At 69.9% G+C, this 22,768-nt stretch carries 24 protein-coding genes and 1 pseudogene; 4 read left to right on the top strand and 21 right to left on the bottom strand.

Annotation, left to right across the window (positions count from 1 at the left end):
- Positions 1-7 precede the first annotated feature (7 nt).
- Together IEZ08_RS23200 and IEZ08_RS23195 are read right to left on the bottom strand one after the other, a co-directional pair.
- Positions 8-460 carry a hypothetical protein gene (locus tag IEZ08_RS23200; protein ID WP_068920800.1) on the bottom strand — a complete coding sequence of 151 codons (453 nt, stop codon included), beginning with the start codon at positions 458-460 and terminating at the stop codon, positions 8-10.
- On the bottom strand, positions 457-930 hold the full coding sequence (locus IEZ08_RS23195; RefSeq protein WP_068928317.1) for a hypothetical protein: 474 nt from the start codon (positions 928-930) through the stop codon (positions 457-459). The genes IEZ08_RS23200 and IEZ08_RS23195 overlap by 4 nt, the downstream gene beginning before the upstream one ends.
- Before the next feature lie 45 nt (positions 931-975).
- On the opposite strand from IEZ08_RS23195, the gene IEZ08_RS23190 reads away from it, so the two are divergent.
- Positions 976-1,983, top strand: a complete 1,008-nt coding sequence (locus tag IEZ08_RS23190; protein ID WP_068920799.1) for a helix-turn-helix transcriptional regulator — start codon at positions 976-978, stop codon at positions 1,981-1,983.
- Positions 1,984-2,034: 51 nt separating this feature from the next.
- Here IEZ08_RS23190 and IEZ08_RS23185 read toward each other — a convergent pair whose 3' ends face one another.
- Positions 2,035-3,015, bottom strand: a complete 981-nt coding sequence (locus IEZ08_RS23185) for an aldo/keto reductase (protein ID WP_189242873.1) — start codon at positions 3,013-3,015, stop codon at positions 2,035-2,037.
- A 55-nt stretch (positions 3,016-3,070) separates the two neighbouring features.
- On the opposite strand from IEZ08_RS23185, the gene IEZ08_RS23180 reads away from it, so the two are divergent.
- Positions 3,071-3,961 (top strand): LysR family transcriptional regulator, encoded by an 891-nt coding sequence (locus tag IEZ08_RS23180; RefSeq protein ID WP_203863314.1) that lies wholly within the window; start codon positions 3,071-3,073, stop codon positions 3,959-3,961.
- A gap of 158 nt (positions 3,962-4,119) precedes the next feature.
- Positions 4,120-5,685, top strand: a complete 1,566-nt coding sequence (locus IEZ08_RS23175; protein WP_203863315.1) for a serine hydrolase domain-containing protein — start codon at positions 4,120-4,122, stop codon at positions 5,683-5,685.
- Here IEZ08_RS23175 and IEZ08_RS40660 read toward each other — a convergent pair.
- The 13 genes and pseudogenes from IEZ08_RS40660 to msrA form a co-directional block, all read right to left on the bottom strand.
- The gene (locus tag IEZ08_RS40660) at positions 5,675-6,061 is read right to left on the bottom strand and encodes a tetratricopeptide repeat protein (protein ID WP_189242872.1); all 387 of its coding nucleotides are present in this window, start codon (positions 6,059-6,061) and stop codon (positions 5,675-5,677) included. The two genes, IEZ08_RS23175 and IEZ08_RS40660, sit on opposite strands and share 11 nt — an antisense overlap.
- A gap of 302 nt (positions 6,062-6,363) precedes the next feature.
- Positions 6,364-7,077: pseudogene (locus IEZ08_RS40655) on the bottom strand (AfsR/SARP family transcriptional regulator); the annotation flags it as partial.
- A gap of 137 nt (positions 7,078-7,214) precedes the next feature.
- Positions 7,215-7,619, bottom strand: a complete 405-nt coding sequence (locus tag IEZ08_RS23160) for a DUF3592 domain-containing protein (RefSeq protein ID WP_189242871.1) — start codon at positions 7,617-7,619, stop codon at positions 7,215-7,217.
- 276 nt (positions 7,620-7,895) lie between these two features.
- Positions 7,896-9,083: a hypothetical protein gene (locus tag IEZ08_RS23155; protein WP_068920793.1), complete on the bottom strand. Its 1,188-nt coding sequence runs from the start codon at positions 9,081-9,083 to the stop codon at positions 7,896-7,898.
- The gene (locus tag IEZ08_RS23150) at positions 9,080-9,559 is read right to left on the bottom strand and encodes a SigE family RNA polymerase sigma factor (RefSeq protein WP_068920792.1); all 480 of its coding nucleotides are present in this window, start codon (positions 9,557-9,559) and stop codon (positions 9,080-9,082) included. The genes IEZ08_RS23155 and IEZ08_RS23150 overlap by 4 nt, the downstream gene beginning before the upstream one ends.
- Before the next feature lie 182 nt (positions 9,560-9,741).
- On the bottom strand, positions 9,742-10,674 hold the full coding sequence (locus IEZ08_RS23145) for a GNAT family N-acetyltransferase (protein ID WP_068920791.1): 933 nt from the start codon (positions 10,672-10,674) through the stop codon (positions 9,742-9,744).
- Positions 10,675-10,824: 150 nt separating this feature from the next.
- On the bottom strand, positions 10,825-11,406 hold the full coding sequence (locus IEZ08_RS23140; RefSeq protein WP_068920790.1) for a dihydrofolate reductase family protein: 582 nt from the start codon (positions 11,404-11,406) through the stop codon (positions 10,825-10,827).
- A gap of 66 nt (positions 11,407-11,472) precedes the next feature.
- Positions 11,473-12,312 (bottom strand): helix-turn-helix domain-containing protein, encoded by an 840-nt coding sequence (locus tag IEZ08_RS23135; RefSeq protein ID WP_203863317.1) that lies wholly within the window; start codon positions 12,310-12,312, stop codon positions 11,473-11,475.
- A 203-nt stretch (positions 12,313-12,515) separates the two neighbouring features.
- Complete coding sequence (locus tag IEZ08_RS23130; RefSeq protein WP_229803431.1) at positions 12,516-13,040, bottom strand: type II toxin-antitoxin system RelE family toxin; 525 nt, start codon at positions 13,038-13,040, stop codon at positions 12,516-12,518.
- Positions 13,037-13,348, bottom strand: a complete 312-nt coding sequence (locus IEZ08_RS23125) for a type II toxin-antitoxin system Phd/YefM family antitoxin (protein WP_068920789.1) — start codon at positions 13,346-13,348, stop codon at positions 13,037-13,039. Before IEZ08_RS23125 ends, IEZ08_RS23130 begins: the two co-directional genes overlap by 4 nt.
- Before the next feature lie 357 nt (positions 13,349-13,705).
- Positions 13,706-14,122, bottom strand: a complete 417-nt coding sequence (locus IEZ08_RS23120) for a type II toxin-antitoxin system VapC family toxin (protein ID WP_068920788.1) — start codon at positions 14,120-14,122, stop codon at positions 13,706-13,708.
- Positions 14,098-14,409 (bottom strand): hypothetical protein, encoded by a 312-nt coding sequence (locus IEZ08_RS23115; protein WP_084779500.1) that lies wholly within the window; start codon positions 14,407-14,409, stop codon positions 14,098-14,100. Before IEZ08_RS23115 ends, IEZ08_RS23120 begins: the two co-directional genes overlap by 25 nt.
- A gap of 70 nt (positions 14,410-14,479) precedes the next feature.
- Positions 14,480-15,142 carry a peptide-methionine (S)-S-oxide reductase MsrA gene (msrA, locus tag IEZ08_RS23110; protein ID WP_068920787.1) on the bottom strand — a complete coding sequence of 221 codons (663 nt, stop codon included), beginning with the start codon at positions 15,140-15,142 and terminating at the stop codon, positions 14,480-14,482.
- A gap of 157 nt (positions 15,143-15,299) precedes the next feature.
- Between msrA and rarD the strand changes: the two genes are divergently transcribed.
- Positions 15,300-16,217 (top strand): EamA family transporter RarD, encoded by a 918-nt coding sequence (rarD, locus tag IEZ08_RS23105; protein WP_068920786.1) that lies wholly within the window; start codon positions 15,300-15,302, stop codon positions 16,215-16,217.
- Between the two features lie 72 nt (positions 16,218-16,289).
- Here the strand turns inward: rarD and IEZ08_RS23100 are convergent, their stop codons facing one another.
- The 5 genes from IEZ08_RS23100 to nuoL form a co-directional block, all read right to left on the bottom strand.
- On the bottom strand, positions 16,290-16,700 hold the full coding sequence (locus IEZ08_RS23100; protein WP_189242870.1) for a MarR family winged helix-turn-helix transcriptional regulator: 411 nt from the start codon (positions 16,698-16,700) through the stop codon (positions 16,290-16,292).
- Positions 16,701-16,773: 73 nt separating this feature from the next.
- Entirely contained in the window at positions 16,774-17,769 is a 996-nt protein-coding gene (locus tag IEZ08_RS23095) for a polyprenyl synthetase family protein (RefSeq protein ID WP_189242869.1), read from the bottom strand.
- An 11-nt stretch (positions 17,770-17,780) separates the two neighbouring features.
- On the bottom strand, positions 17,781-19,337 hold the full coding sequence (nuoN, locus tag IEZ08_RS23090; protein ID WP_068920783.1) for an NADH-quinone oxidoreductase subunit NuoN: 1,557 nt from the start codon (positions 19,335-19,337) through the stop codon (positions 17,781-17,783).
- The gene (locus IEZ08_RS23085) at positions 19,334-20,890 is read right to left on the bottom strand and encodes an NADH-quinone oxidoreductase subunit M (RefSeq protein WP_068920782.1); all 1,557 of its coding nucleotides are present in this window, start codon (positions 20,888-20,890) and stop codon (positions 19,334-19,336) included. The genes nuoN and IEZ08_RS23085 overlap by 4 nt, the downstream gene beginning before the upstream one ends.
- Positions 20,890-22,740 (bottom strand): NADH-quinone oxidoreductase subunit L, encoded by a 1,851-nt coding sequence (gene nuoL / locus IEZ08_RS23080; RefSeq protein WP_176728651.1) that lies wholly within the window; start codon positions 22,738-22,740, stop codon positions 20,890-20,892. The genes IEZ08_RS23085 and nuoL overlap by 1 nt, the downstream gene beginning before the upstream one ends.
- Between the last annotated feature and the right edge of the window lie 28 nt (positions 22,741-22,768).

The following is a 22,768-nucleotide window of genomic DNA, read 5'->3' as shown; positions in this document are numbered from 1 at the left end:
CCCGGGATCAGGAGACCCTGGTGAAGTCCATGATCCAGTTGGTCTCCCAGGTCCGCTCGCCGTCATAGGAGAACGCCTGCTCCCACCGGCACGACTCCGGCGTGACGCGCGACCAGATGAACCGGACCCGGACGGGATGGCCGTCATCGGTGTCGTCGGCGTAGAACGTGCCCACCCCGTCGGTGAACCGGCCCACCATCGGGACCGGGTCGAGACCCCGCACGCTGTTGATCCAGTGGATGGACCACTCCTCGCGTTCCGGGTCGTAGACACGGACCGTCGCGCCGTCGAACTCCTTGGTCGGGAAGGTGATCTCGTCGAAGCTCCCCGCCCCGCCGAAGAAGCCGTGCGCGACGCTCCGGCCGGGGAACTCCTCCCAGTCGTCGCTCCCGGCGTTGCGCTCGCGCAGCCTGCGGTTGACGACGTCCCAGGTGCCGACGAAGAAGTCGAAGTCGTTCACCGTCCCACCGGGCCTTCCGGGCGCGCGTCGGCGAGGTAGCCGTCGAGGTCCGGATCGTCCTTGACGAACATGTGCCGGACCCAGGCGGAGCGCTCGTACTCCAGGGCGGGCAACTCCCACACGCATCCGGCCCAGCGCCGCGTCTCGGGGACGAAGTTCGCGGGGTCCTCGTCGGGGCAGCCGACGGCGGGCTGGCCGGCCGCGGCGGTGTGCACCTCGACCACGTTGTCCCAGGCCCAGGTGTAGACGAGCAGGTAGGCGCCGGTGTCCCCGCCCCTGTGGAGGACGATCCAGCCGGCCGGGGAGTCGTCGGCGGGCGCGGGCACGAGCTTCGGCAGAAACTCGTAGGCCGCCTTCTCGACCTCCGGCTCGATCGGCCGTTCGGGCCGGTCGACGTGGTAACGCTTGTACGGACGGCCGCCGACGACGATCGGGGCGAGCGGCCGCATGTTCTTCTCGATGAACGCCATGATCGGACCGTACGGCCCACCCACTGACACGTATTGTCAGTGGATATGCGAGCGTCCCGGCTTCTCTCCATCCTCCTGCTGCTGCAGTCCCGCGGCCGGCTGACCGCCCGGCAGCTCGCCGGCGAGCTGGAGGTCAGCGTCCGCACGATCTACCGCGACGTCGAGTCGCTGCACACCGCGGGCATCCCGCTGTACGGCGAGGCCGGCCACCAGGGCGGTTACCAGCTCCTCGACGGCTTCCGCACCCGCCTCACCGGTCTGACCGCACAGGAGGCCCAGGCGGTGTTCCTCACCGGGATGCCCGGTCCCGCCGCCGAACTCGGCCTCGGCGCGCTCGCCGCCGCGGCCGAGCTGAAGATCGAGGCCGCGCTCCCGCCCGACCTGCGCGAGGGGTCCCGGTGCGTACGGGAGCACTTCCACCTGGACGCGCCCGGCTGGTACCACGACGGCGACCGCGTCCCCCGTCTCCCGCAGGTGGCGGACGCCGTCTGGAACAAGCGCGTCGTCACGGTGCTCTACCGGCGGTGGGCCGAGCCGTGCGAGGTCACCAGGGTGCTGGAACCGTACGGGCTGGTCCTCAAGGCCGGCAAGTGGTACCTCGTGGCCCGCTGCGACGGCACGCTGCGGACCTACCGGGTCAACCAGATCCTCGACCTGCGGGTGACGGACGAGACGTTCGAGCGCCCGGACGACTTCGACCTGGCCGGGCACTGGAGAGCGCACCTGGCGGACTTCCGGTCGCGGCTGTTCCAGGGTCACGCGGTGATCCGGATCTCACCGGCGGGGCGGGAACGCCTCCCCGATCTGATGAGCTCGGCCGTGGTCGACGCCGTGACCGAGACGGCCGGCCCGCCCGACGCCCTCGGCTGGATCACCGCCACCGTGCCCATCGAGTCGCCGACCCACGCCCGGACCGAGTTCCTCAAGCTCGGGGCCGAGATCGAGGTCCTGGAGCCCGCCGGCCTGCGCGAGGCGATGGCCGGGACCGCCCACCGCCTCGCCGCCCTCTACGCCGGACCGGACATCAGTCGGCATACTGCAGGTCAGCCTTGACGATCTTCCCCTGGGCCACGGTGAAGTCGTATCCGTGCTTCACGCCCGCTTTCACAGCAGCGTCCCCCCGACGGCGTCGAACCTGGTGAGGGCCCGGTCGATCCGGGCGAGAGTGTCCGGGTGCAGGGTGAAGTCGGCGGCCGCCGCGTTCTCCTCGATGTGGGCGGGCGTACGGCTGCCGGGGATCGCCACGACGTGCTCGTCCTGGTGCAGCAGCCAGGCCAGCGCGAGCTGGGCCGGGGTGATCCCCAGCTCGACCGCCAGATCGCGGATCGGGGCGTACCGGTCGTTGTTGGCCGCGAGGTTCTCCGCGGAGAAGCGCGGCGCGTTGTGCCGGAAGTCGCCCTCGCCCAGGCTCCCCACCGTCCCGGTGAGGAACCCGCTGCCCAGCGGGCTCCAGGCGACGATGCCCACCCCCAGCTCGCGGGCGGCGGCGAGCAGGTCCGCGTCGACCGGCCGCCACATCGACCACTCGTTCTGCACCGCCGCGACCGGGTGCACCGCGTGCGCCCTCCTGAGCTGCCCGGCGGTCACATTGGACAGCCCGAGATGCCTGACCAGGCCGTCACCGACCAGCTCGGCCATCGCCCCGACGGTCTCCTCGATCGGCACGCCGGGGTCCGGGTAGTGCAGGTAATACAGGTCGATCACGTCGATGCCCAGGTTCGCCAGGCTCCGCTCCGCGTAACGGCGCACCAGCCGGGCCTCGCCGTTCACCCGCAGCTCGCCGAAGGCGAACCCGACGGGGAAGGACCTGCTCTCCTCCCCCTCCGGTACGGCCAGGCCGAACTTCGTGGCGACGACCACCTCCTCGCGCCGCCCCTTGACGGCCCGGCCGACCAGGCGCTCGTTGTGCCCGTCCGCACCGTAGGCGTCACTGGTGTCCACGTGGGTCGCCCCCGCGTCGAGCGCCGCGTTGATCGCCCGCTCCGCTCGACCGTCGTCGATGTCGCCGTACATGCCCGGCGAGAGAACCATGGCGCCGAATCCGAGCGCCGGTACCTTCAGGCTTCCGAGTTCGCGTGTCTTCATGTATCGATCATGTGGTCCGCTCTCTCTTGCCGTCCAAGATCTCATGCGATAACCCATGGCTATGGACGTTCATCTGCGCGAACTCCGCTACTTCGTCACCGTCGCCGAGGAGCTCAACGTCACCCGCGCCGCGCAGCGGCTGTTCGTCTCGCAACCCGCGCTGTCCAAACAGCTCGCGGCGCTGGAGCGGCAGCTCGGCTTCCCGCTGTTCGACCGGGTGCACAGCGGGATGGCGCTCACCCGGCAGGGTGAGGCGCTGCTGCCCTTCGCCCGCGAGCTGCTGGAGCGATGGAACACCGGGGTCGAGGCCGCGCGGGCGGCGGTGCCCAGCGGCACCCTGGTCGTCGGCATGCAGACCGCCGTGGGCCGGGGGCTCCAGCAGGAGGCCCTGCGGAGGTTCCGGACCGCCATGCCGGGCTGGGAGATCTCGCTGCGGCTGGTCAGCTGGGCCGACCCGAGCGGAGGGCTCGCCGACGGCAGCTCCGATCTGGCCTTCGTCTGGCTGCCCACGGCGCCGGGCCTGGAGACCCGCGTGTTGTCCGTCGAGCGCAGGTTCGTCGCCCTGCCGGACTCCCACCCGCTGGCCGCCAGGGAGGAGATCCCCTTCGCTGAGCTGCGGGACGAGCCGTTCATCGCGCTGCCCGCCGAGGCGGGTCCCCTGCGGGACTTCTGGCTGGCACGTGACGCCAGGGACGACGACCCGGTCATCGCGGTGACGGCGAGCACCGCGGACGAGACCTTCGAGGCGATCACCAGCGGCCTCGGGATCGTGCTGATCGCGGAGGGCAACGCCTCGCTCTACAAACGGCCGGGCGTGGTGTACCGGCCGGTGAGCGGGCTGGCCCCGGCGGAACTGGCCGTCTCCTGGCGCAAGGGCGATCACCGCCCCCAGGTCCGCGCCTTCCTCGACGCCCTCCCCGGAGCCGCCGCCGTCCCCCGCTCCTGAGGTGCGGCTCCTGACGGCCTTCCCAACCGGCCCGGTGCCCGCCTCCCCGCCCGCCGGAGTCTGACGAAAGTCGGGGGTGGCGGGTTCCGTTCGGATCCTGTGCCGGGCTTCCGCGATCTCTAGCGTTGCCGACGTCGGCAAGGTGATCGGAGGGCGTCGTGAGGCGAGGCAAGAGCTGGTGGCGGAGTCTGGGGGCCGCGGCGGCCGCCGGTTCGGCGGTTCTGGCGGTGGCCGCCCCGGCCTCCGCGACGGGGGACCCGGGCGGGGGACCTGACGCAGGCCCGGACGCAGCGGCGATCGAGCGGGTGGTGGACGACTTCGCCGGCGTGACGGGTTATCAGGGCATCACCGTCGCGATCACCAAGGGCGAGGACGTGCTGTACACGGGCGGATACGGCCACGACTCGTCGGGCGCCGCGGTGACCGCCGCGACGCCGATGCCGGTGGCGTCGGTGAGCAAGTCGTTCACCGCCCTGGCCGTGATGCAGCTCGTCGAGGGCGGGAAGGTCAGGCTGGACGCTCCCGTGCGCGACTACCTGCCCGATTTCCGGCCCGCCGATCCCCGGGGGACGCGCATCACGGTCCGGGAACTGCTGAACCAGACGTCCGGCATCAACGACACCACGCTCCCGGAGAAGAGCCTGCCGCAGCCGGACTCACCGGCGGGTGCCGTGGCACGGGCCCGCGGCACGGCACTGGCCGCCGCACCCGGAACGAAGCACTTCTACACGAACACGAACTACCACCTCGCCGCCCGGCTGGTGGAGACCGTTTCCGGTGAGCCGTTCGCGGGCTATCTCCGGCGCCACGTGCTGGAGCCCATCGGCATGCGGGCGACCACCACGATCGGCAGGACCCCGCACGACCTGCCGCGCGACGTGCGTGAGGGTTACCTCTACGCCTACGGGGCATCGGTTCCCGCCGCGGAGCCGGAGCGGTTCGTCGGCGGGTCCGACGGTGTGATCAGCACCGCCTCGGACATGGCCGCATGGCTGATCGTGCAGAGCAACGCGGGCCTGGCCCCGAACGGCGTCCGGCTGGTCTCCCCCGCGAGCGTCGCGGCCATGCACACCTCGTCGGACCGGCGGTGGACGTACGGGATGGGCTGGGACACCGACCGGAAGGGACGGGTGCACCACAGCGGCATATGGTTCACCTACTCCGCCGAGGCGCTCCTGCTCCCCGGCGGCTACGGCATCGCGGTCGCCGGCAACAGCGGCATCGGCCTGGGCAACGACGGCATCGGCCTGCTGGCGGACCGGCTGGCCACCCTCCTGACCGGCGGCGAACCGCCACCCGGCGCCTCGACGAGATTGATCATCGACCTGGTTCTGGGCGGTCTCACCCTGCTGAGCGTGCTCCTCGGCGTCCGGAACCTCCGGCGCGCACGGGCCTGGGCGACCCGGCTGCACACCCGGCCCTCCCGGCGCCTCACCCTGCGGCTGCTCCCCCGGCTCATCCCCTTCGCGCTGCTCATCACGCTCCCGGACCTGCTCGGCCTGCTCGTCGGGGGCGGACGCGACATCACCTTCGTCCAGCTCTGCTACTACTCGGTGGCACTGGTCACCTGGACGGCGACCGCGGCCGCGATGAACATCGGCGTGCTGGCCACCCGCGTCCTCGCACTGGCACGGCTCCGTCGTCCCACCGCAGAGACCTCCGTACCGGACGCCTCTGCCCAGGTCTCCACGGCAGGCGTCACCGCGTCACCGTTCAGCCGCTGAGACACGGCCGCACGACCTCCCGCCCGCGCGACTCGACGCGGCCGATGGACGTCAGCATCTCGGCCTCGCCGGGGCGGTGGCCGAGGTCCTGGAAGAGGGTCAGGGCCCGGGTGAAGTGATCTGCCGCCCGGACGTAGTCGCCCTCCCGCTCGTATGCCGTACCCAGGTTGCCGAGGACGATGGCCTCGCCCCGCCGTTCGCCCGTCTCCTGGTAGAGGGACAGGGACCGATCGTAGGCGGCGTGGGCCTGGTCGATGTCTCCCGCGTCCCAGGCGACGTCGCCGAGGCTGCAGAGGGCGCGGACGGCCGCAGGTGCCGGGAGTACGGGAAGAGCCGGTCCATCGCCGTGATCGCGACGCCGAGGTAGTGATCGCACAGGCGGCCCAGGGCGTCAGAGGTCTCCTCCGGTGCGGCGAGGGCACGGGCGTGGTCGCGGAGCAGGTCGACGAAGAGCCGGCCGTCGGGGTAGCGGCCGGCGAGCCGGTGAGCGGTGTGGACCGCCAGCGTCGTCTTGCCGATACCGGCCATCCCGTCGATCGCGTAGATCATTCCATCGCGGGTCTCGCGGGTCAGGCGCCCGAGTTCGTCGTCGCGACCGGCGAAGTCGGGGAGGTCGCGGGGGAGGAACGACGTCTGCTCCACCGGCGGCCGGGCCGCGTCGCCGGTCAGGATCTCCTGTTCCAGCGCGGCGAAGGCCCGGCTGGGGTCGAGGCCCTGCTCGTCGGCGAGCCTCGCGCGGAAGGCACGGGCGGCGGCGAGCGCGTCGGGCTGCCGCCCGGCGAGATGGAGAGCACGCATGAGCTGGCAGGTGAGCTTCTCACGCAGCGGATGCGCGACGACCTGTGCCGCCAGATCGTCGATCAGACCCTCGGGGCGGCCGAGGGCGAGTTCGAGCTCGGCGAGCCGCTCGAAGGCCGACAGGCGCCGTTCCGTCAGCAGAGCCCGGGCGTCGGCGGCGTAGTCCGCGGTGACATCGGCGAACGGCTCACCACGCCAGAGGGCGAGGGCGGCACCACGCCAGAGGGCGAGGGCGGCGCGGATCCGCTGCGGGTCCCCGGCGGTGGACAGCGCCCCGGTGAACTCGTCCAGGTCGAGCTGTCCCGCCCGCGGGACGATCACATATCCGGCTTCCCGGGTCTGCAGCATGTCCGCGGCCCCGGCCCGCCGGAGCACCCGCCGGATCGCGGTGACGGCCGCGTGGATCTGGGAGCGGGCCGTCTCCGGGGGCGTCGGCCCCCACATGGCGTCGATCAGGCGGTCGCGGCCGAGCACGGTTCCGGCGTGGAGCAGCAGATAGGCCAGCACCGCCCGGTGCCGGGGTGCCAGCCCGTCCAGCCGGACCCCGTCGACGGTGACCTCGACCGGGCCGAGGACCGTGAACCGCACCCCCATGCTCCCCACTCCGATCCCGTACGCATCGCCAGGGCATCGCGAACTTACCAGTCCCCTTCCGCGACATCGGGGCGTGCGCGGCGAGATCGGGACGTGCGCGGCGAGGGCCCGTCAGCCGCGCGGGCCGCCACCCGTCCTCACAGCCAGGAGCTGACCACGACGACCAGGGAGACCACCAGGACGATCACCCCGAAGGTCAGGAACAGCACGCTGTGAAGCACGCCCCTGCCGCCTGCCCCGTCCAGGCGGGCGCGCTGGGGTCGCTCGGGGTCGTAGACCACCGTGACCTGCTGGCCCGGACGGACCGGCGACGGGTTGGAGCCCAGATCCGACTCGGTCTGCACCATGAAGCCCTGCGCCGTCTGGAACTGCAGCGTGGGGTAGTACACGCCGTTGTCACCGCCGGACCAGCGCAGTCCCACCACGAAGCCCGGCACCCGCACCCCGCTCCGCCGCAACCGCTGCCCCACGGTGAGAACACGGACGCCGATGCCGGTGAACACCACTCCGAACACGATTCCAAACAGCGGCACGGTGCTCATGCCCACCGCCTCCTTCTCATCTCGTTCTCTGGCCGGAGACCTACGGACGGGTCTCAGAAGAAGCGGTGGAAGTACGGCGGCCCGCCGGACGCCTTGCGGTCTCCGCGATTCCCGGTATGAGCCGCACCGGCGCTCTCCTGTCCCCGCGCATCGCGCTTGTCCGTGACAGCCCGGCGCGGCCCGCAGCGGGTAGGTTCCCAGGCCGCGGTTGCAAACGACTTGGATCTTGCTGCGCCGGGTGCGCGCCCGTTCCGCGCCGGGCCGCGGGTTCTCCGCCTAACGGTCTGGGTCGTGGATGACGACCCACTTGTCGCCGCGCTTGAAGTAGAGCATCTCCGTGCCGGTGTAGAGAGTGGGAGCGGCCTTGCGGTCGCTCTGGCTCCACCACCTGCCGACCCGTGACGTGGTGAGATCGAAGATCGCCTGGGCTTTCCGCCCCTTCCTGTCGACCTGACTGAGGACGACGAAACGGTCGGCCACGAGCGACCGGGGGTTGTCGCCCGGCAGGTCCACAGCCCGGCTGCCGTCGCGGCGCATCGCCTGGCTGCCGGTGAGGCACCACGTCACGGCGCACCGTGCCTGCGCGGGATCGTCGAGTCGCTCCCCGGTGCTGAGGTTGAGCAGATTCACCGCGCCCATCCGATCGCCGGTGGCACGCCCCGCCCAGGGCCAGGAGAAGAGATGCAGCCCCTCCGTGCCCGGGACGGACGACGGCTCGCCACCCGCCACCGGCACCTGGTTGACACCACCCGACTTGTTCGACGACCAGAAGATCCTGCCGTCCCCGACGGCCAGGCTGACACCGTGGACGGAGTCCCCGTTCACGGTGTCCACGTCCCGCTCGGCCGGGAACGAGACCACCGTGCGGGGAGCGCCGCCAGTCACCGGAATCGTCATGATGTGGATATCTCTGTCCACATCCTTGAACAAGGCGATCACGCCTTCACCCACCGCCATCGAGGCCACCGGTGCGATGGGATAGTCGAGGGTGGCCAGGTGCCGGAAGGTCCGCGACTCCAGGCGGTAGGCCCACAGTTCAGGCGCGGGATCGTAGCCCTTCTTCGACACGTACCCGAGCACGGTGCGTGGATCGATGAACAGCCTCGGCGTGAAGGCCTGGCCGTTCGGGGCCTCCCGAGGGACCTCCACGATCACCGAAGGCAGCGCCTGCTCCAGCGGCGGCGCGATCTCCTCCACGATCCGCGGTCCGTCGATGGACGGCGTCGGCCCCGTCGTGACGGGTAGTGGCGTGACGACCGGCTGCGGCCCGGAAGCCCGCAACACCACAACCGACGTCACCCCGATCACGAGACCGGTGACCACCGCGGTCACCAGCACCCGGCCACGACGGCTGCGCCGCGCCTGCCGTACGGTCACCTGACGCAGCAGCTCCGGTGGCGCGGCCGGGACTCTCGCCTCCGCGCGGGCGAACGTACGGCGCAGCACCTCTTCGACGTCGTTCATCGCAGGCTCCTCAGCTGGGTGACGGTGTCGCGCAGTTTGTCCAGAGCGCGGGACGCCTGACTCCGCACGGTTCCGGGAGAGATGCCGAGCATCTCGGCGATCTCGGCATCCGACCGATCCTCGTAGTAACGAAGCACGAGTACGGCCCGCTGACGCTTGGGCAGTCCGGCCAGCTCATCCCATAGATCCAGCGGTGACTCCGCCACCGGTTGCGGCTGTTCCGGAACCTCCCACGCCAGGTGTTCACGCCTGCGCCGCCTCCAGATGGAGATGTGCAGCCGGGTGATCGTGGTTTTCACGTAGCTCTCCGGGTTGTGCTTGCGCTGCACGCGCGGCCACGCGCTGCGCAGCCGCACCATCGCCTCCTGAACCAGGTCGGCGGCGTCGTGCGGGTTGCCGGTGAGCATGTAGGCGTAGCGGAACAACGCATCAGCCCGATTGGCGACGAAGTCCGCGAAATCCGATGCGTCATCCACAAGTGAGGGTCCTCTCGCTCATCCCGACTGAGACGCCCCAGGACCCCCGGAATGTTGCATCATCTCGAAAACGCCGAAGACGGCAGCGCACGGACCCGTACGGGGTCATCGCGGCGGCGAGAACTTCTGGGTGGCGGCGAGCCTCGGGGCCGCGGAGACGTATCGGCTCCCGGCGACAGGCCTCAGGACCGCAGGTCGTTGGAGAGATTGATCCGGATTTCCGTGTTGCGGTATCCGGCGCGGCGGAACGCGGCCGCCATCGGCGCGTTGCCCAGGTCGGTGGTGGCGGTGATGCGCGTTTCTCCGCTGGCCGCGTGGATGCGGGTGATCTCGGCGAGAATCCCGTCCACGTACCCACGCCCCCGCAGCTCCGGGACCACCCCGAGATACCCCACGTTCACGTTGTACGGCGTCGCCGAGGGGATCGCCATACCCGCCACCTCGCCCTCGTGTGTATAGGCGATCCGCCACCACTCCCGCTTGCCCGGCGCCCCGAGATAGAAGTCCATCTCTTCGCGAGCGGTCGCGCCGGCGCCCTTGGCCGCCACGCTCGCCCGGGTCTGCGCGTCCAGGCTGCCTTCGGTGATTCTCGTGAACACCGCCAGGAACTCCTCATCGGATGCCTCGGCGAACCGCAACGCGCCGGTCGCCGGAGGCACCCCGTCGGCCGGCGTCCACTCGAACTGCAGCCGCTCCACCTCCCGGGTGAGACCTGCCGCATGCGCCGCCGCCCGCCGCCATTCCACGGCTGCCGAGGCGGCCGGATCGTCACGCCAGCCGCCCGACACCTTGATCGCGTACTGCACCGGCCGCGGGAACCCCCTCAGCGCAGCCCTGATCAGCTCGGCGCCGACGGCGGCGCGATCACCCACGGCGGGATCCACGTCGAGGCAGTCGAGCGCGACCGGGTACGCGTTGTCCCCCGGCCCCCACCACAGCGCCCGCCCCACGACACGGTCATCGACCTCGGCGATCCATGTCCACTCCGGCCGGTACATGTTCTCGGCCAGTTCCGCGAGGTAACGCTCGGCGGGAATCCAGCCGACGGGCTCGGTCACGACCCAGGAGGTCACGCGGTCGAGATCCACGGGGACGACCGCACGGTAGGAGATCATCCGAAGAGGCTAGCGAACCCTCCCCCGGGTCCGGAGGCTCCCGGTTCACTCACCCGCGGGTGCGATGCCGACCGGGCAGGAGACGTACCGGACAGGAGACGCCGGTGCGTCCAGGTGACCCTGACATGAGCGACGATCCCCTCAGATCGGTCACCGGCGCACCCGATAGCGCAGGTGGAGCACCCGGTCGCCCTGGATCACCGCATCAGGGTCCTCCAACAGGTGCTGCGCGTCGACAGACCCGAAGTAGCGCTTGCCGGACCCGAACACCACGGGCACGACGTCCATGCGCACCTCGTCGACCAGACCCGCGGCCAGCATCTGGCCGCCGACGTCGCCGGCGGCGACCTCGACTATGCGGTCGCCCGCGAGCTCCCGTGCCTTGGCCATGGCTGCCTCGACGCCGTCGACGAAGTGGAACGGCGCCTCGGGGTCCCAGCCCTCGGGCATCGGCCGGTGCGACACGACGACCACGTGATCGATGCCGCCCGGCGGCCTGCCGCCCCAGCCCTCCGTCAGGTCGAAGACGTGGCGGCCGACGATCGTGACTCCGATCTGGTCCCAGTACGCCCGGGTGTAGTCGTAGGACGTCTGCGACACCTTCAGCTCGCCACTCTCGTCCAACGGGACGTCACCGCTGGACAACCAGTCGAACAGCGGTCCGGGCTGGTCGTTCTCGTCCGCGACGAAGCCGTCCACCGACACCGAGCTGTACATGACCACCTTGCCCACCGGGCTCTCCTCTGCTTTGGGGTGCCCTCAAATTAGCGTGTCGTGAGCCGCCGCTCTTGTAAGAAATCAATCGGCCGGCAGCGGCCAGCCGTCCAGCGCGTGGCCGGGATGTTCGCGCAGGAACCGCCGCCGGACTTCGACGTACCGGGTCGGCGTGAGCCCGGTGAACGCCCGGAACTCGTGGCCGAAGTGGGCCTGGTCGAAGTAGCCGGCGCGACCGGCGAGACCGGCCCAGTCGACCGGTCCGGCGGGGTCGATCGCGAACACGGTGGCGGCGAAACGGTAGGTTCGGGCGAACCGCTTCGGCGTGACGCCGACGAGCTCCTTGAACCGCTGCGCGAGATGGGTGCTGCTGACGCCGGCCGCCACGCTCAGGTCACCGATCGCCACCGCTCCCACGGCCCCCGCGATGGCGTTGCCCGCGTGGCGGACCAACCCCAGGCCGGCGGTCTCGCGGAGTCGTCGCATCAGCGCGTCCTCGAGCAGCGTCAGCATCTCGTGCGGCCCGGCCGCCGTGGCCAGCCGGTCTCGCAGCTCGGCGATGGTGCGGCAGCCCCAGACCTGCTCCACCGTCACCGGCCGGTCGCACAGCTCGGCCGCGGGCATCGGCAGGAACGGCGCCAGCCCCCACGGCTTGAAGTGCACCCCGACCGACCGGGTCCCCGGTGGGTAACCGAACTCCAACGCGCGGGTGGGCATGGTGACCACGCAGCCATCGACGTACTCGGCCGTCCCGATGTCGGTGCCGCCGCGGATGCGGAACGGCGCCCCGAGGTTGACGATGAGCAGCGCCGACGGCATCGGCGGCAGCGTCAGCCGGGCGTACGGCGGCTCACCCGCCAGGTAATAGAGATCGTCGATCAGCCCGTCCAGCGGCGGTCGCGGCACTCTGGACACGTACTCCACACGTCACAGCATCACCGATGCGCAGTCGGACCGCCAGGTCGCCGTAGGCCGTCGATCGCAGGCGATGCCATACGAGAGGCATATCTGTCAGGTCCCGCCGGAGGTCGGGCCCACCGGGCACGCGGCCTCGGTCCCGCCGATGCCGCAGCGGCCCGTGTCAACCGGCTTCGAGACCGTGTCCCGACCTGTGAGCACGGGTACGGCTACCGCGGGTTCGAGCGGAACTCCGCCCAGAGATCGACGGCTTTCTCCAGATCGAGCGCCGCCACCTCCTCGCGGGTCATGCCCACTGTGTAGATCAACCGATCGGCGAGCCAGCCGGGAACCGGCTCCCGTGCGGGCGGCTCGTCGACATCAAGGTGATCGGTCAGGGCTCCGAGACGGTCGACGACCTCGCCGAGGCGGACAACTTCAGGGCGTGAGCCACCCGCTGCCCGAACCCGCGCCTTGGCCTCGGCGTACACCTCGGCGTCGGCCCTCTCCCCGCCGGCCCAGATCTCGCAGACCTCGATCACCTTGTCATCGGTAATCCGATAGACGACCCGCCAGGTGTTCCGGCCGACGACGAGCTTGCGGAATCCAGTCAGCTCCCCGCCGAGCGGGTAACCGGCCTCGGGGTTCTCCAACAGCAGGAGGATCTTTTTGAGGATTCTAGGTGCGACATCCGGGCCGATTCTACGGAGATCGTCGATGGCCGGATCGGTGAATACGACGTCGGACACCGTCACTCGTCCTCATCCGGGAGCGCGGCCAGCGACTCCCGGGTGTGACCGAAGGCGGAGAGCACGTCGTCGATCGGCGTCCGCCGTCCGGTGTCCGTGGCCGCCCGCACGAGAACCAGCGCCAGATCACGCAGGTCCGCCGCGGCCTCCTCCAACTCGTTGAGACGCCGCATGCTCACGACGGCGGCAACCGGCTGATGGCGGCGGGTCACTACCAGATCGGCTCCCTGTTCTGCGTCCGCCACCAGGCGGGCTACTCCGCGTTGCGTGGCCTCGGTGACGGAGAGTTCGGCCGCATGAGGGAGAGCAGTCATACAAAAACTATATAGAAAACTACACAGAATAGCCAGTGCTGCGGACAGAGCCTCGATGGGTGGGCACAGACAGGAGATCAGACTCTCGCGACCGCTTCGACATCAGCCCCTCGACGCCCGGAAAACGAACGAGACCCCCAGACAGCCCTGAGGCCGTCTGGGGGTCTCCCTCTTACCGCGCCTACCGCTCCGAGCTCGTCAGGCCCGTCTGACAAGCCCACTCGGATGGGTCACCCAGCTTGACGTTGGTGCCACCGATGCCGCAGTAGCCGTTGGGGACTTTGTGGAGATACTGCTGGTGGTAGCGGTTCACCTCCCGCAATGGTTCCGGAGATCCCGCTCGGCCCTCGAACCGTCTCAGACAGGGACCACCTGCACTGCTTTCCCGCACAGTCTGCTCATGTCGTCCTCGTCAGACGTGAGAACGACGGCAGGACGCACCGAGCACAGGGCGGTGGCCGCGACCACAGCGTCGATGGCGTACTTGTGACCGTGCAGGCGAACGTCTCGAAGCAGCTCGACGGCTCGCGACGAGATGCCCTCGGTCACCGGCTCGACCTTCAACCGGGACAGGTGCCATCTGAGGCGATCGCTTCTGACGCGGACGTCTTGTGCCTCGATCGGTGTCATGGCGCTGACCACGACCCGAAAGTCGTTGTCCTGCGCCTCCCTCACGAACGCCGTCACCCGCTGGTCGGCCTCGCACCACTTCACGAGCCCCTCGCAATCGAGAACAACGGTGCCCGCACTCAACCGGCTTCGTGTGCGCGCCATCCGTCCTCCCCCTGGAGTTCGGGCGCGGATTTGACCCGGCGGAACAATTCCGCCGCCTCGTCGCGCAAGAACTGCGGGATCGGCCCAGAAGCGGCCTCGTTCGCCTGCAGGGCCTCCTCCAGGAGGTCCCGTTCGATCTGGCGCTCCACAGCGGCGTCAACGTAGGCGGAGAATCCGCGGGCTCCGACTCGCTCTCGGACGGCACGAATGTTGCCCGTTCTCAGAGACACACTGACCTTGGCCGCCGGACCGTCTCCCGGGGCGAAGTCTCGCTCTGGCACGCTCATGAGCTCAGTTTACTACTCGAAGTAGCAAAATACCGGTCCTCGCCCTGGCGAGGACCGGCCGCTACGCGTTCTACGCGTCACCGGACGTGAGGCCGACCGGGCAGGAGACCCCGGTCCCGCCGATGCCGCAGTAGCCGCCGGGATTCTTGTACAAATACTGCTGGTGATACTCCTCAGCGAAGTAGTAGTCCCCGGCGGGGGCGATCTCGGTGGTGATCGAGCCGTAGCCGGCCTCGGTGAGCACCTTCTGGTAGGCGTCGCGCGAGGCGAGGGCGGACTTCTCCTGCTCGGGAGAGTGGGTGTAGACCGCCGAGCGGTACTGGGTGCCGACGTCGTTGCCCTGGCGCATGCCCTGCGTCGGGTCGTGGGCCTCCCAGAAGACGCGGAGCAGTTCCTCGTAGGAGATCTTCGCCGGGTCGAAGACGACGCGGACGACCTCGGTGTGTCCGGTCAGGCCGGTGCAGACCTCCTCGTAGGTGGGGTTGGGGGTGTAGCCGCCGGCGTAGCCGACCGAGGTGGACACCACGCCGGGGGTCTGCCAGAACTTGCGCTCGGCGCCCCAGAAGCAGCCCAGGCCGAAGTCCGCGATCTCGGTCCCTTCGGGGTACGGCGGGGCGAGGGGGGCGTCGAGGATCGCGTGACGGCCGGGCACGGGCATGGTGGCGTCGCGGCCCGGGAGTGCGTTCTCCGGGGACACCATGGAAGTCTTGTCCTTGCCGAACAGCCAGCCCATTGCGGACCTCCTCCTGTCGCCTTCTGCGGCGTGCGCAAGCATGCCTCAGACGTGCACAACCACACGCGGCCTTCCTCGATTCCCGCAAGCGAATCTTAACAATGCGACAAGCATTGCTAATTTGTATTAAATCCAGTAAGCAGCAAAAATAGGGGACATGCCTGAATCGCGCCGTGGAGTCCTGTACGGCATCGCCGCCTACTCCATGTGGGGCCTGTTCCCCCTGTACTGGCCGCTCCTGAAGCCCTCCGGCGCCCTGGAGATCCTGGCCCACCGCATGGCGTGGTCGCTCGTCGCCGTCCTGGTCATCCTCGCGGTACGGCGCCACTGGTCGTGGATCCGCGAGCTGCTGCGCACGCCGAGGAAGCTCGGCCTGCTGGCCCTGGCCGCGCTGATCATCACGGTCAACTGGGGCGTCTACATCTACGCCGTCAACACCGGCCACGTCGTCGAGAGCGCCCTGGGATACTTCATCAACCCGCTGGTCAGCGTGCTGTTCGGGGTGGTCCTGCTCAAGGAGCGCCTGCGGCGCCCGCAGTGGGCGGCGGTCGGGCTGGGCGCTCTGGCCGTGGTCGTGCTGACCCTCGACTACGGGCGGCTGCCGTGGATCGCGCTGGTCCTGGCCATGAGTTTCGGCACCTACGGCCTGGTCAAGAAGACGGCGCAGGTCGGCGCCGCGGAGAGCATGGCCGTCGAGACGCTCGTGCTGCTCCTGCCCGCACTGGGCTACCTGCTGTATCTGGGCGGGCAGGGCCAGAGCACCTTCGGTACGGCGGGCGCCGGGCACGCGCTGCTGCTGGCGGGCGCCGGGGTGATCACCGCGGTCCCGCTGCTCTGCTTCACCGCCGCCGCGATCCGGGTGCCGCTCACCACGATCGGCCTGCTGCAGTACATCGCCCCGGTGCTGCAGTTCCTGTGCGGCGTGTTCATCGCCGGTGAGGTCATGCCCGCCAGCCGCTGGGCCGGGTTCGCCATCGTCTGGCTGGCCCTGTCGGTCTTCACCTGGGACAGCCTCCGCACGGCCCACCGGGCCCGCCGCGCGGCCGTGGAGAAGCCGGAGCCCGTCCCCGCCTGACACAGCCGCCTGACAGGGCCGCGCCCGCCCCACAGCCCGCGCCCGCCTGGCAGAGCCGCCCGCGCCCTGGACTCACCCGGTCCCGGCGGTCCGCACGGCCTCGGCCAGCGGCCTCAGGACCGGGTCGGTGCAGGCCCGGTCCAGGGCGGTCGTCAGACAGTCCTCGTAGGCCGGGGTGGCTCCGGCCAGGCGCGTCCGCCCCGCCTCCGTGATCACCGAGTAGACGCCGCGCCGGTCGTTCGAGCAGAGGGTCCGCCGGGTCAGTCCCGCCTCCTCCAGACGGGCGATGAGGCGGGTCACCGAGCTCTGGTTCAGCCCCACGGCCTCGGCCAGTTCCTGCATCCGGAGCTCGCCGCCGGGGGCGCCGGCCAGCTGCCTGAGCGCGCGGTACTCCGACAGCCCGAGCCCGTGCCCGCGCTGCAGCGCCTTGCCCAGGTCGGCCTCGACCCGCGCGTAGAGGAGTGCGAACAGATCCCACGTCATTGTGAGTCTCCTTCGACGGACTACTGCCGCGAAGTATACCTGCGCATGCAAAAATTGCACGCGCAAGCAAAGATCAACCGGAGCGCTCCACCACGTAGTCGCACATGGCCAGGTAGGCCGCGCGGGCCGGGATGTCCGGCAGGCCGGACAGCTCGTCGCGGGCACGATCGGCCCAGGCGACCAGCTCGGCTCGGGCCCGGTCCATGGCGGAGTTGGCGCGCAGCAGCCGCAGGGTCTCCTCGACGTCCTCCTCGGCCACCGGGCCGGCCAGCAGCTCACGCAGGCGGGCGTCGGCCGGGGCGGTCCCGGACAGGACGTACAGCACCGGGAGCGTCCGGATGCCCTCGCGCAGGTCCGTCCCCGGCGTCTTGCCGGACTCGGCCGACTCGGAGGCGACGTCCAGCAGGTCGTCGCTGAGCTGCCAGGCGACGCCGATGGCCTCGCAGGCGCTGGTCAGCCGCTCGACGACGTCGGGCGAGGCGCCGCTCAGCAGCGCGCCGAACCGGCCCGAGGTGGCGATCAGGGAGCCGGTCTTGTCGGCCAGCACCTCGATGTAGTGCCGCACCGGGTCCTCCCCCTCACGGGGGCCGATGGTCTCGCGGATCTGACCGCGGACCAGGCGGGAGAACGTCTCGGCCTGGATCCGGATGATGTCGGCGCCGAGGTCGGCCAGGATCAGCGAGGCCTGGGCGAACAGATAGTCACCCGTCAGGATGGCCACGGTGTTGTTCCACCGGGCGTTGACCGACGCGGAGCCCCGGCGGACCGGGGCCTCGTCCATGACGTCGTCGTGGTAGAGCGTGGCCAGGTGGGTCAGCTCGATGACCACGGCCCCGGGCACCACGCCCGGGGCGTCGGCCTGGCCGAACTGGGCGGCGAGCAGCACCAGCATGGCCCGGAAGCGCTTGCCGCCGGCCTCGATGAGGTGCTTGGACGCCTCCGTGACGAAGGCGTCCTCGCTCTCCACCGAGGACCGCAGCACCTTCTCGACTTCGGCCAGGCCGGCGGCGAGATCCTGCGCCAGCCGCTCATCGACGAGCGGTAGATCGACAACCGGTGGCGCAGCCATGCGTTAACTCCCTAGCGGATGAAGAGTGCGGAGGCGGCCTGGTCAGCCAGGTTCAGGACCGGCTCGGGGAAGACGCCCAGCACTACGGTAGCCGCTGCGGCGAGGGTCACCACAGCCGAGGTCCCGACGGTCGGCACCGCGATGCTCGGGCCGTCGGCCGCGGGCTCGCTGAAGAACATCAGCACGATCACGCGGACGTAGAAGAACGCGGCGATGGCCGAGGTGACCACTCCCACGACGACCAGCGGCAGCGCGTCGGCGGCGACCGCGGCGGCGAACACGGCGTACTTCCCGAAGAAACCGCTGGTCAGCGGGATACCCGCGAAGGCCAGCAGGAAGAACGCGAAGATCCCCGCCAGGAGCGGAGCCCGCTTGCCGAGGCCGGCCCACCGGGACAGGTGCCCGGCCTCGCCGCCCGCGTCGCGGACCATGGTGACCACCGCGAAGGCTCCGACCGTGGTGAAGCCGTACGCCACGAGGTAGAACAGGAGCGCCGACAGGGCCTCCTTGTTCTGCTCGGCGCCGCCGGTGGCGATCACGCCGGTGAGCAGGAAGCCCGCGTGCGCGATCGACGAGTAGGCCAGCATGCGCTTGATCTCGGTCTGGGTGATGGCCAGGATCGCGCCGACGACCATGGTGAGAATCGCCACACCCCACATGACCGGCCGCCAGTCCCAGTCCAGGTTGCCCAGGGCGACCCAGAAGACCCGCAGCACGGCGCCGAAGGCCGCCACCAGGACGGTGGAGGCCATCAGGGCGGTGACCGCGGTGGGCGCGCCCTGGTAGACGTCGGGCTTCCAGGCCTGGAACGGCGCGGCGCCGATCTTGAACAGCAGGCCGACGCCGAGCATCGCCATGCCGACGTACAGCAGGGTGTCCTGGCCCACGACGGTGCCGAGCGAGGAGCTGATGGCCCTCAGGTCGATCGAGCCGGCGTAGCCGTAGACCAGGGCCATGCCGTACAGGAAGAAGGCCGAGGAGAAGGAGCCGAGCAGGAAGTACTTGACCGAGGCCTCCTGCGACAGCAGGCGGCGCCGGCGGGCCAGGCCGCACAGCAGGTACAGCGGCAGGGACAGGACCTCCAGGGCCACGAACATGACCAGCAGGTCGTTGGCCGCCGGGAAGAGCAGCATGCCGCCGACCGAGAACAGCAGCAGCGGGTAGACCTCGGTCTGCGCGTAACCGTGGCGGACCGCGTCCTCCTCGTCGCTGCTTCCCGGTACGGCCGCCGCCTGCGCGACGAACTGCTCGTCGTCGTTGATCAGCAGCGTGCTGACGAAGGCCAGCACGAGGATGATGGCCCAGATGAACAGGGCGGGCCCGTCCACCGCGACGGCGCCCATGGCCGCCGGAGTCGTGGGCACGCCCTCCCGGACGGCCTGGAGGATGGTCAGCAGGAACGCGCCGGCCAGCGCCAGCAGCGTCAGCGGCACATGGATCGACTTGCGCAGGTACCGGGGCGCGAACGCCTCGATCAGCACGCCGACGACCGCCGCGCCGAAGACCAGCAGCATCGGCGCGAGCAGGGCGTATTCGATCGTTGGCGCCTCGATGGTGCCGCCGTTCACTGGCCGGCCCCCTTCTTCTCAGCGACGGTGGAGACGGGCTGCTTGTCCGTCACCTGGGCGTTGGTCAGTGTCTGGTCCACCGCCGGGTTGATCACGTCGAGCAGCGGCTTGGGGAAGAACCCGAGCGCGACGATCATTGCGATGAGCGGGGCCACGACCCACTTCTCCCGGCCGTTGAGGTCGGTGAAGCCCTTGACCGGCTCGGCGGTGGGGCCGTTCATGGTGCGCTTGTACATCCACAGGATGTAGATGGCCGCCAGGATCACGCCGGTCGCGCCGATGATCGCCGGGACCGCGTAGCGCTCGTAGGTGCCGATCAGGACCATGAACTCGCTGACGAACGGCGCCAGGCCGGGCAGCGAGAGGCCGGACAGGCCGGCGATCAGGAAGGCGCCCGCCAGCAGCGGGGCGACGCTCTGCACGCCGCCGTAGTCGGCGATCTGGGCGGAACCGCGGCGGTAGATCAGGAACCCGGCGACCAGGAACAGCGCGCCGGTCGAGAAGCCGTGGTTGACCATGTAGAGCGTGGCGCCCGACTGGGCGTTCTGGGTCATCGCGAAGACGCCCATGGCGATGAAGCCGAAGTGCGAGATCGAGGTGTAGGCGATCAGGCGCTTCATGTCGGTCTGGCCGATGGCCACGATCGCGCCGTAGATGATGCCGACCACCGAGAGCACGATCACCAGCGGGGTGAAGAACTTCGACGCGTCCGGGAACAGCTCCAGGCAGAAGCGGAGCATGCCGTACGTGCCGACCTTGTCCAGCACGCCCACCAGCAGGACCGCGGCGCCGGCCGGGGCCTGCGCGGCGGCGTCGGGCAGCCAGGTGTGGAACGGCCAGAGCGGGGCCTTGATCGCGAAGGCGATGAAGAAGCCGGCGAACAGCCACTTCTGCGTGGTCGGGTCCTGGATGGCCCCGACCAGCTCGGGGAACATGAAGGTGTTCTTCTCGGCGACCACGTAGAGCGCGATCACCGCGACCAGCATGAGCAGGCCGCCGAAGAGCGAGTAGAGCAGGAACTTCACGGCCGCGTAGGACCGCTGCACGCCGCCGTACGACCCGATCATGAAGTACATCGGGATCAGCATGGCCTCGAAGAAGACGTAGAAGAGGAAGATGTCGGTCGCCGCGAAGACGCCGATCATCATCGCCTCCAGCACCAGCAGCAGCGCGAAGTAGGTCTTCGCGGAGCGCTTGGGCGGCACGGCCTCGCTCTTGAGGTCGAGCCGCGTCGCCCCCTCGGCGTCGTGCCAGGACGCCAGGACGACGATCGGCACGAGGATCGCCGAGAGCGCGATCAGCACGAGCGCGATGCCGTCCACGGCGACGCCGTAGTGGACCCCGAAGCTGGGGATCCACGCGTACTTCTCCTCGAACTGGAAGCGGTTGCCGTTGGGGCTGAACTGGACCGCCATCGCGACGGTCAGCGCCAGCACCACCAGCGAGACCGCCAGGGCCAGTTGCTTGGCGAGCTTGTCACTGCCCTTGGGCAGCAGCGCCACCCCGACCGCGCCCAGCACGGGCACGGCCATCAGTATCGAGAGCCAGGGCATCAGATGTTCCCTACGTAGAGCAGCGCGCCAACGACGGCGGCGGCACCGAAGAGGATGGACAGCGCGTACGACCGGACGTAACCGGTCTGCACGCGGCGCAGCCGCCCGGAGGTTCCGCCGATGCCCGCGGCCAGCCCGTTGACGAGGCCGTCGACGCCGCGGTTGTCGAAGAACACCGCGATCCGGGTCAGCCACTGGCCGGGGCGCATGAGCAGCGCCTCGTTCAGGGCGTCGCCGTACAGGTCGCGGCGGGCGAAGGTGGTGAGGAAGGAACCGCGCGGAGCCAGGGCGGGCACCTGGGCGGCGCCGTACCGGAACCAGGCGAAGGCGGCGCCGGCGGCGACCAGGGCGAGCGTGGCCAGGGCCGCGGGGCCCACACCGAAGACGTGGGGCTCGGGCACGTCCGCGGGCAGGCCGACCGCCGGGCTCAGGAAGGTCATGAACCGGTTGCCCAGGACCAGGAAGGCGCCCAGGCCGATCGAGCCGATCGCCAGGATGATCAGCGGCCAGGTCATCACCGCGGGCGACTCGTGCGGGTGCGCGTCGTCGGCCCAGCGCTTCTTGCCGAAGAAGGTCATGAAGACCATCCGCGACATGTAGAAGCCGGTCAGACCGGCACCCAGCACGGCGAGCCAGCCGAGGATCGCGTTGTGGTGCATGGCCGTCTCGATGATGCCCTCCTTGGTGTAGTAACCGGAGAGCAACGGGAAGCCGATGATCGCGAGGTAGCCGACGATGAAGGTGACCGCGGTGATCTTCATGACCGGGAACAGCGCGCCGTAGCGGCGCATGTCGACCTCGTCGTTCATGGCGTGCATGACCGAGCCGGCGCCGAGGAACATGTTGGCCTTGAAGAAGCCGTGCGTGATCAGGTGGCCGATCGCGAAGGCGTAGCCCGCCGGGCCGAGGCCCGCGCCGAGCATCATGTAGCCGATCTGCGACATCGTCGAACCGGCCAGGCCCTTCTTGATGTCGTCCTTGGCGCAACCGATGATCGCACCGGCGAGCAGCGTGGCGACGCCGACGATGGTGACGACCAGCTGCGCGGTCGGGGCGGCCTCGAAGAAGGCGCCGGAGCGGACCACCAGGTAGACACCGGCGGTGACCATGGTCGCGGCGTGGATGAGGGCCGAGACCGGGGTCGGGCCCTCCATCGCGTCCAGAAGCCAGGACTGCAGCGGGAGCTGGGCGGACTTGCCGCAGGCCCCGAGCAGGAGCAGCAGGCCGATCGCGGTGAGCGTGCCCTGCGACGCCTGGCCCGTCACCTCGTGGGTGAGGTCGCCGAAGGCCAGCGAGCCGAACGTCGTCCAGATCGTGAAGATGCCGATCAGCAGGCCGAAGTCACCGACGCGGTTGACGATGAACGCCTTCTGGGCGGCGGTGGCCGCGCTGGGCTTGTGCTGCCAGAAGCCGATCAGCAGGTAGGACGCGAGACCCACGCCCTCCCAGCCGATGAACAGGCCGACGTAGTTGTCCGACAGGACCAGCAGGAGCATGGCCGCGACGAACAGGTTGAGGTAGGCGAAGAACCGGCGGCGGTCGCGGTCGTGCGACATGTAGCCGACCGAGTAGATGTGGATCAGGGACCCGACACCCGTGATCAGCAGGGCGAAGCTGATCGACAGCGGGTCGATCAGCATCCCCAGGTTCACCATGCCGGGGATGAACTCGAACAGCTCGAAGCCCCGGCGGCGCTGGTCCGGGTCCAGGCCGAGCAGCTCCATGAAGGAGAGCACGGCCACCACGAAGGCGCCCAGCGACATGGCGACACCGAGGAAGTGCCCCCACTTGTTGGTACGGCGACCGCCCAGCAGCAGGATCGCGGCGCCGAGCAGCGGCAGCGCGATCATCAGCCAGGAGACGCCGATCACCCCACCG

The organism is Planobispora rosea (assembly GCF_014648175.1).
Taxonomy (GTDB): domain Bacteria; phylum Actinomycetota; class Actinomycetes; order Streptosporangiales; family Streptosporangiaceae; genus Planobispora; species Planobispora rosea.
Note: the sequence above shows the minus strand (reverse complement) of the source record. Positions and strands in the feature narration are given on the sequence as shown.

Excerpts from the sequence above, each read along its gene's own strand:
- IEZ08_RS23195 (WP_068928317.1), bottom strand. The coding sequence starts at position 930 with ATGGCGTTCATCGAGAAGAACATGCGGCCGCTCGCCCCGATCGTCGTC.
- IEZ08_RS23190 (WP_068920799.1), top strand. The coding sequence starts at position 976 with ATGCGAGCGTCCCGGCTTCTCTCCATCCTCCTGCTGCTGCAGTCCCGC.
- IEZ08_RS23185 (WP_189242873.1), bottom strand. The coding sequence starts at position 3,015 with ATGAAGACACGCGAACTCGGAAGCCTGAAGGTACCGGCGCTCGGATTC.
- IEZ08_RS23180 (WP_203863314.1), top strand. The coding sequence starts at position 3,071 with ATGGCTATGGACGTTCATCTGCGCGAACTCCGCTACTTCGTCACCGTC.
- IEZ08_RS23160 (WP_189242871.1), bottom strand. The coding sequence starts at position 7,619 with ATGAGCACCGTGCCGCTGTTTGGAATCGTGTTCGGAGTGGTGTTCACC.
- IEZ08_RS23155 (WP_068920793.1), bottom strand. The coding sequence starts at position 9,083 with ATGAACGACGTCGAAGAGGTGCTGCGCCGTACGTTCGCCCGCGCGGAG.
- IEZ08_RS23145 (WP_068920791.1), bottom strand. The coding sequence starts at position 10,674 with ATGATCTCCTACCGTGCGGTCGTCCCCGTGGATCTCGACCGCGTGACC.
- IEZ08_RS23125 (WP_068920789.1), bottom strand. The coding sequence starts at position 13,348 with ATGACTGCTCTCCCTCATGCGGCCGAACTCTCCGTCACCGAGGCCACG.
- IEZ08_RS23120 (WP_068920788.1), bottom strand. The coding sequence starts at position 14,122 with ATGGCGCGCACACGAAGCCGGTTGAGTGCGGGCACCGTTGTTCTCGAT.
- IEZ08_RS23115 (WP_084779500.1), bottom strand. The coding sequence starts at position 14,409 with ATGAGCGTGCCAGAGCGAGACTTCGCCCCGGGAGACGGTCCGGCGGCC.
- msrA (WP_068920787.1), bottom strand. The coding sequence starts at position 15,142 with ATGGGCTGGCTGTTCGGCAAGGACAAGACTTCCATGGTGTCCCCGGAG.
- rarD (WP_068920786.1), top strand. The coding sequence starts at position 15,300 with ATGCCTGAATCGCGCCGTGGAGTCCTGTACGGCATCGCCGCCTACTCC.
- IEZ08_RS23100 (WP_189242870.1), bottom strand. The coding sequence starts at position 16,700 with ATGACGTGGGATCTGTTCGCACTCCTCTACGCGCGGGTCGAGGCCGAC.
- IEZ08_RS23095 (WP_189242869.1), bottom strand. The coding sequence starts at position 17,769 with ATGGCTGCGCCACCGGTTGTCGATCTACCGCTCGTCGATGAGCGGCTG.
- IEZ08_RS23085 (WP_068920782.1), bottom strand. The coding sequence starts at position 20,890 with ATGCCCTGGCTCTCGATACTGATGGCCGTGCCCGTGCTGGGCGCGGTC.
- nuoL (WP_176728651.1), bottom strand. The coding sequence starts at position 22,740 with ATGATCGCGCTGCCGCTGCTCGGCGCCGCGATCCTGCTGCTGGGCGGT.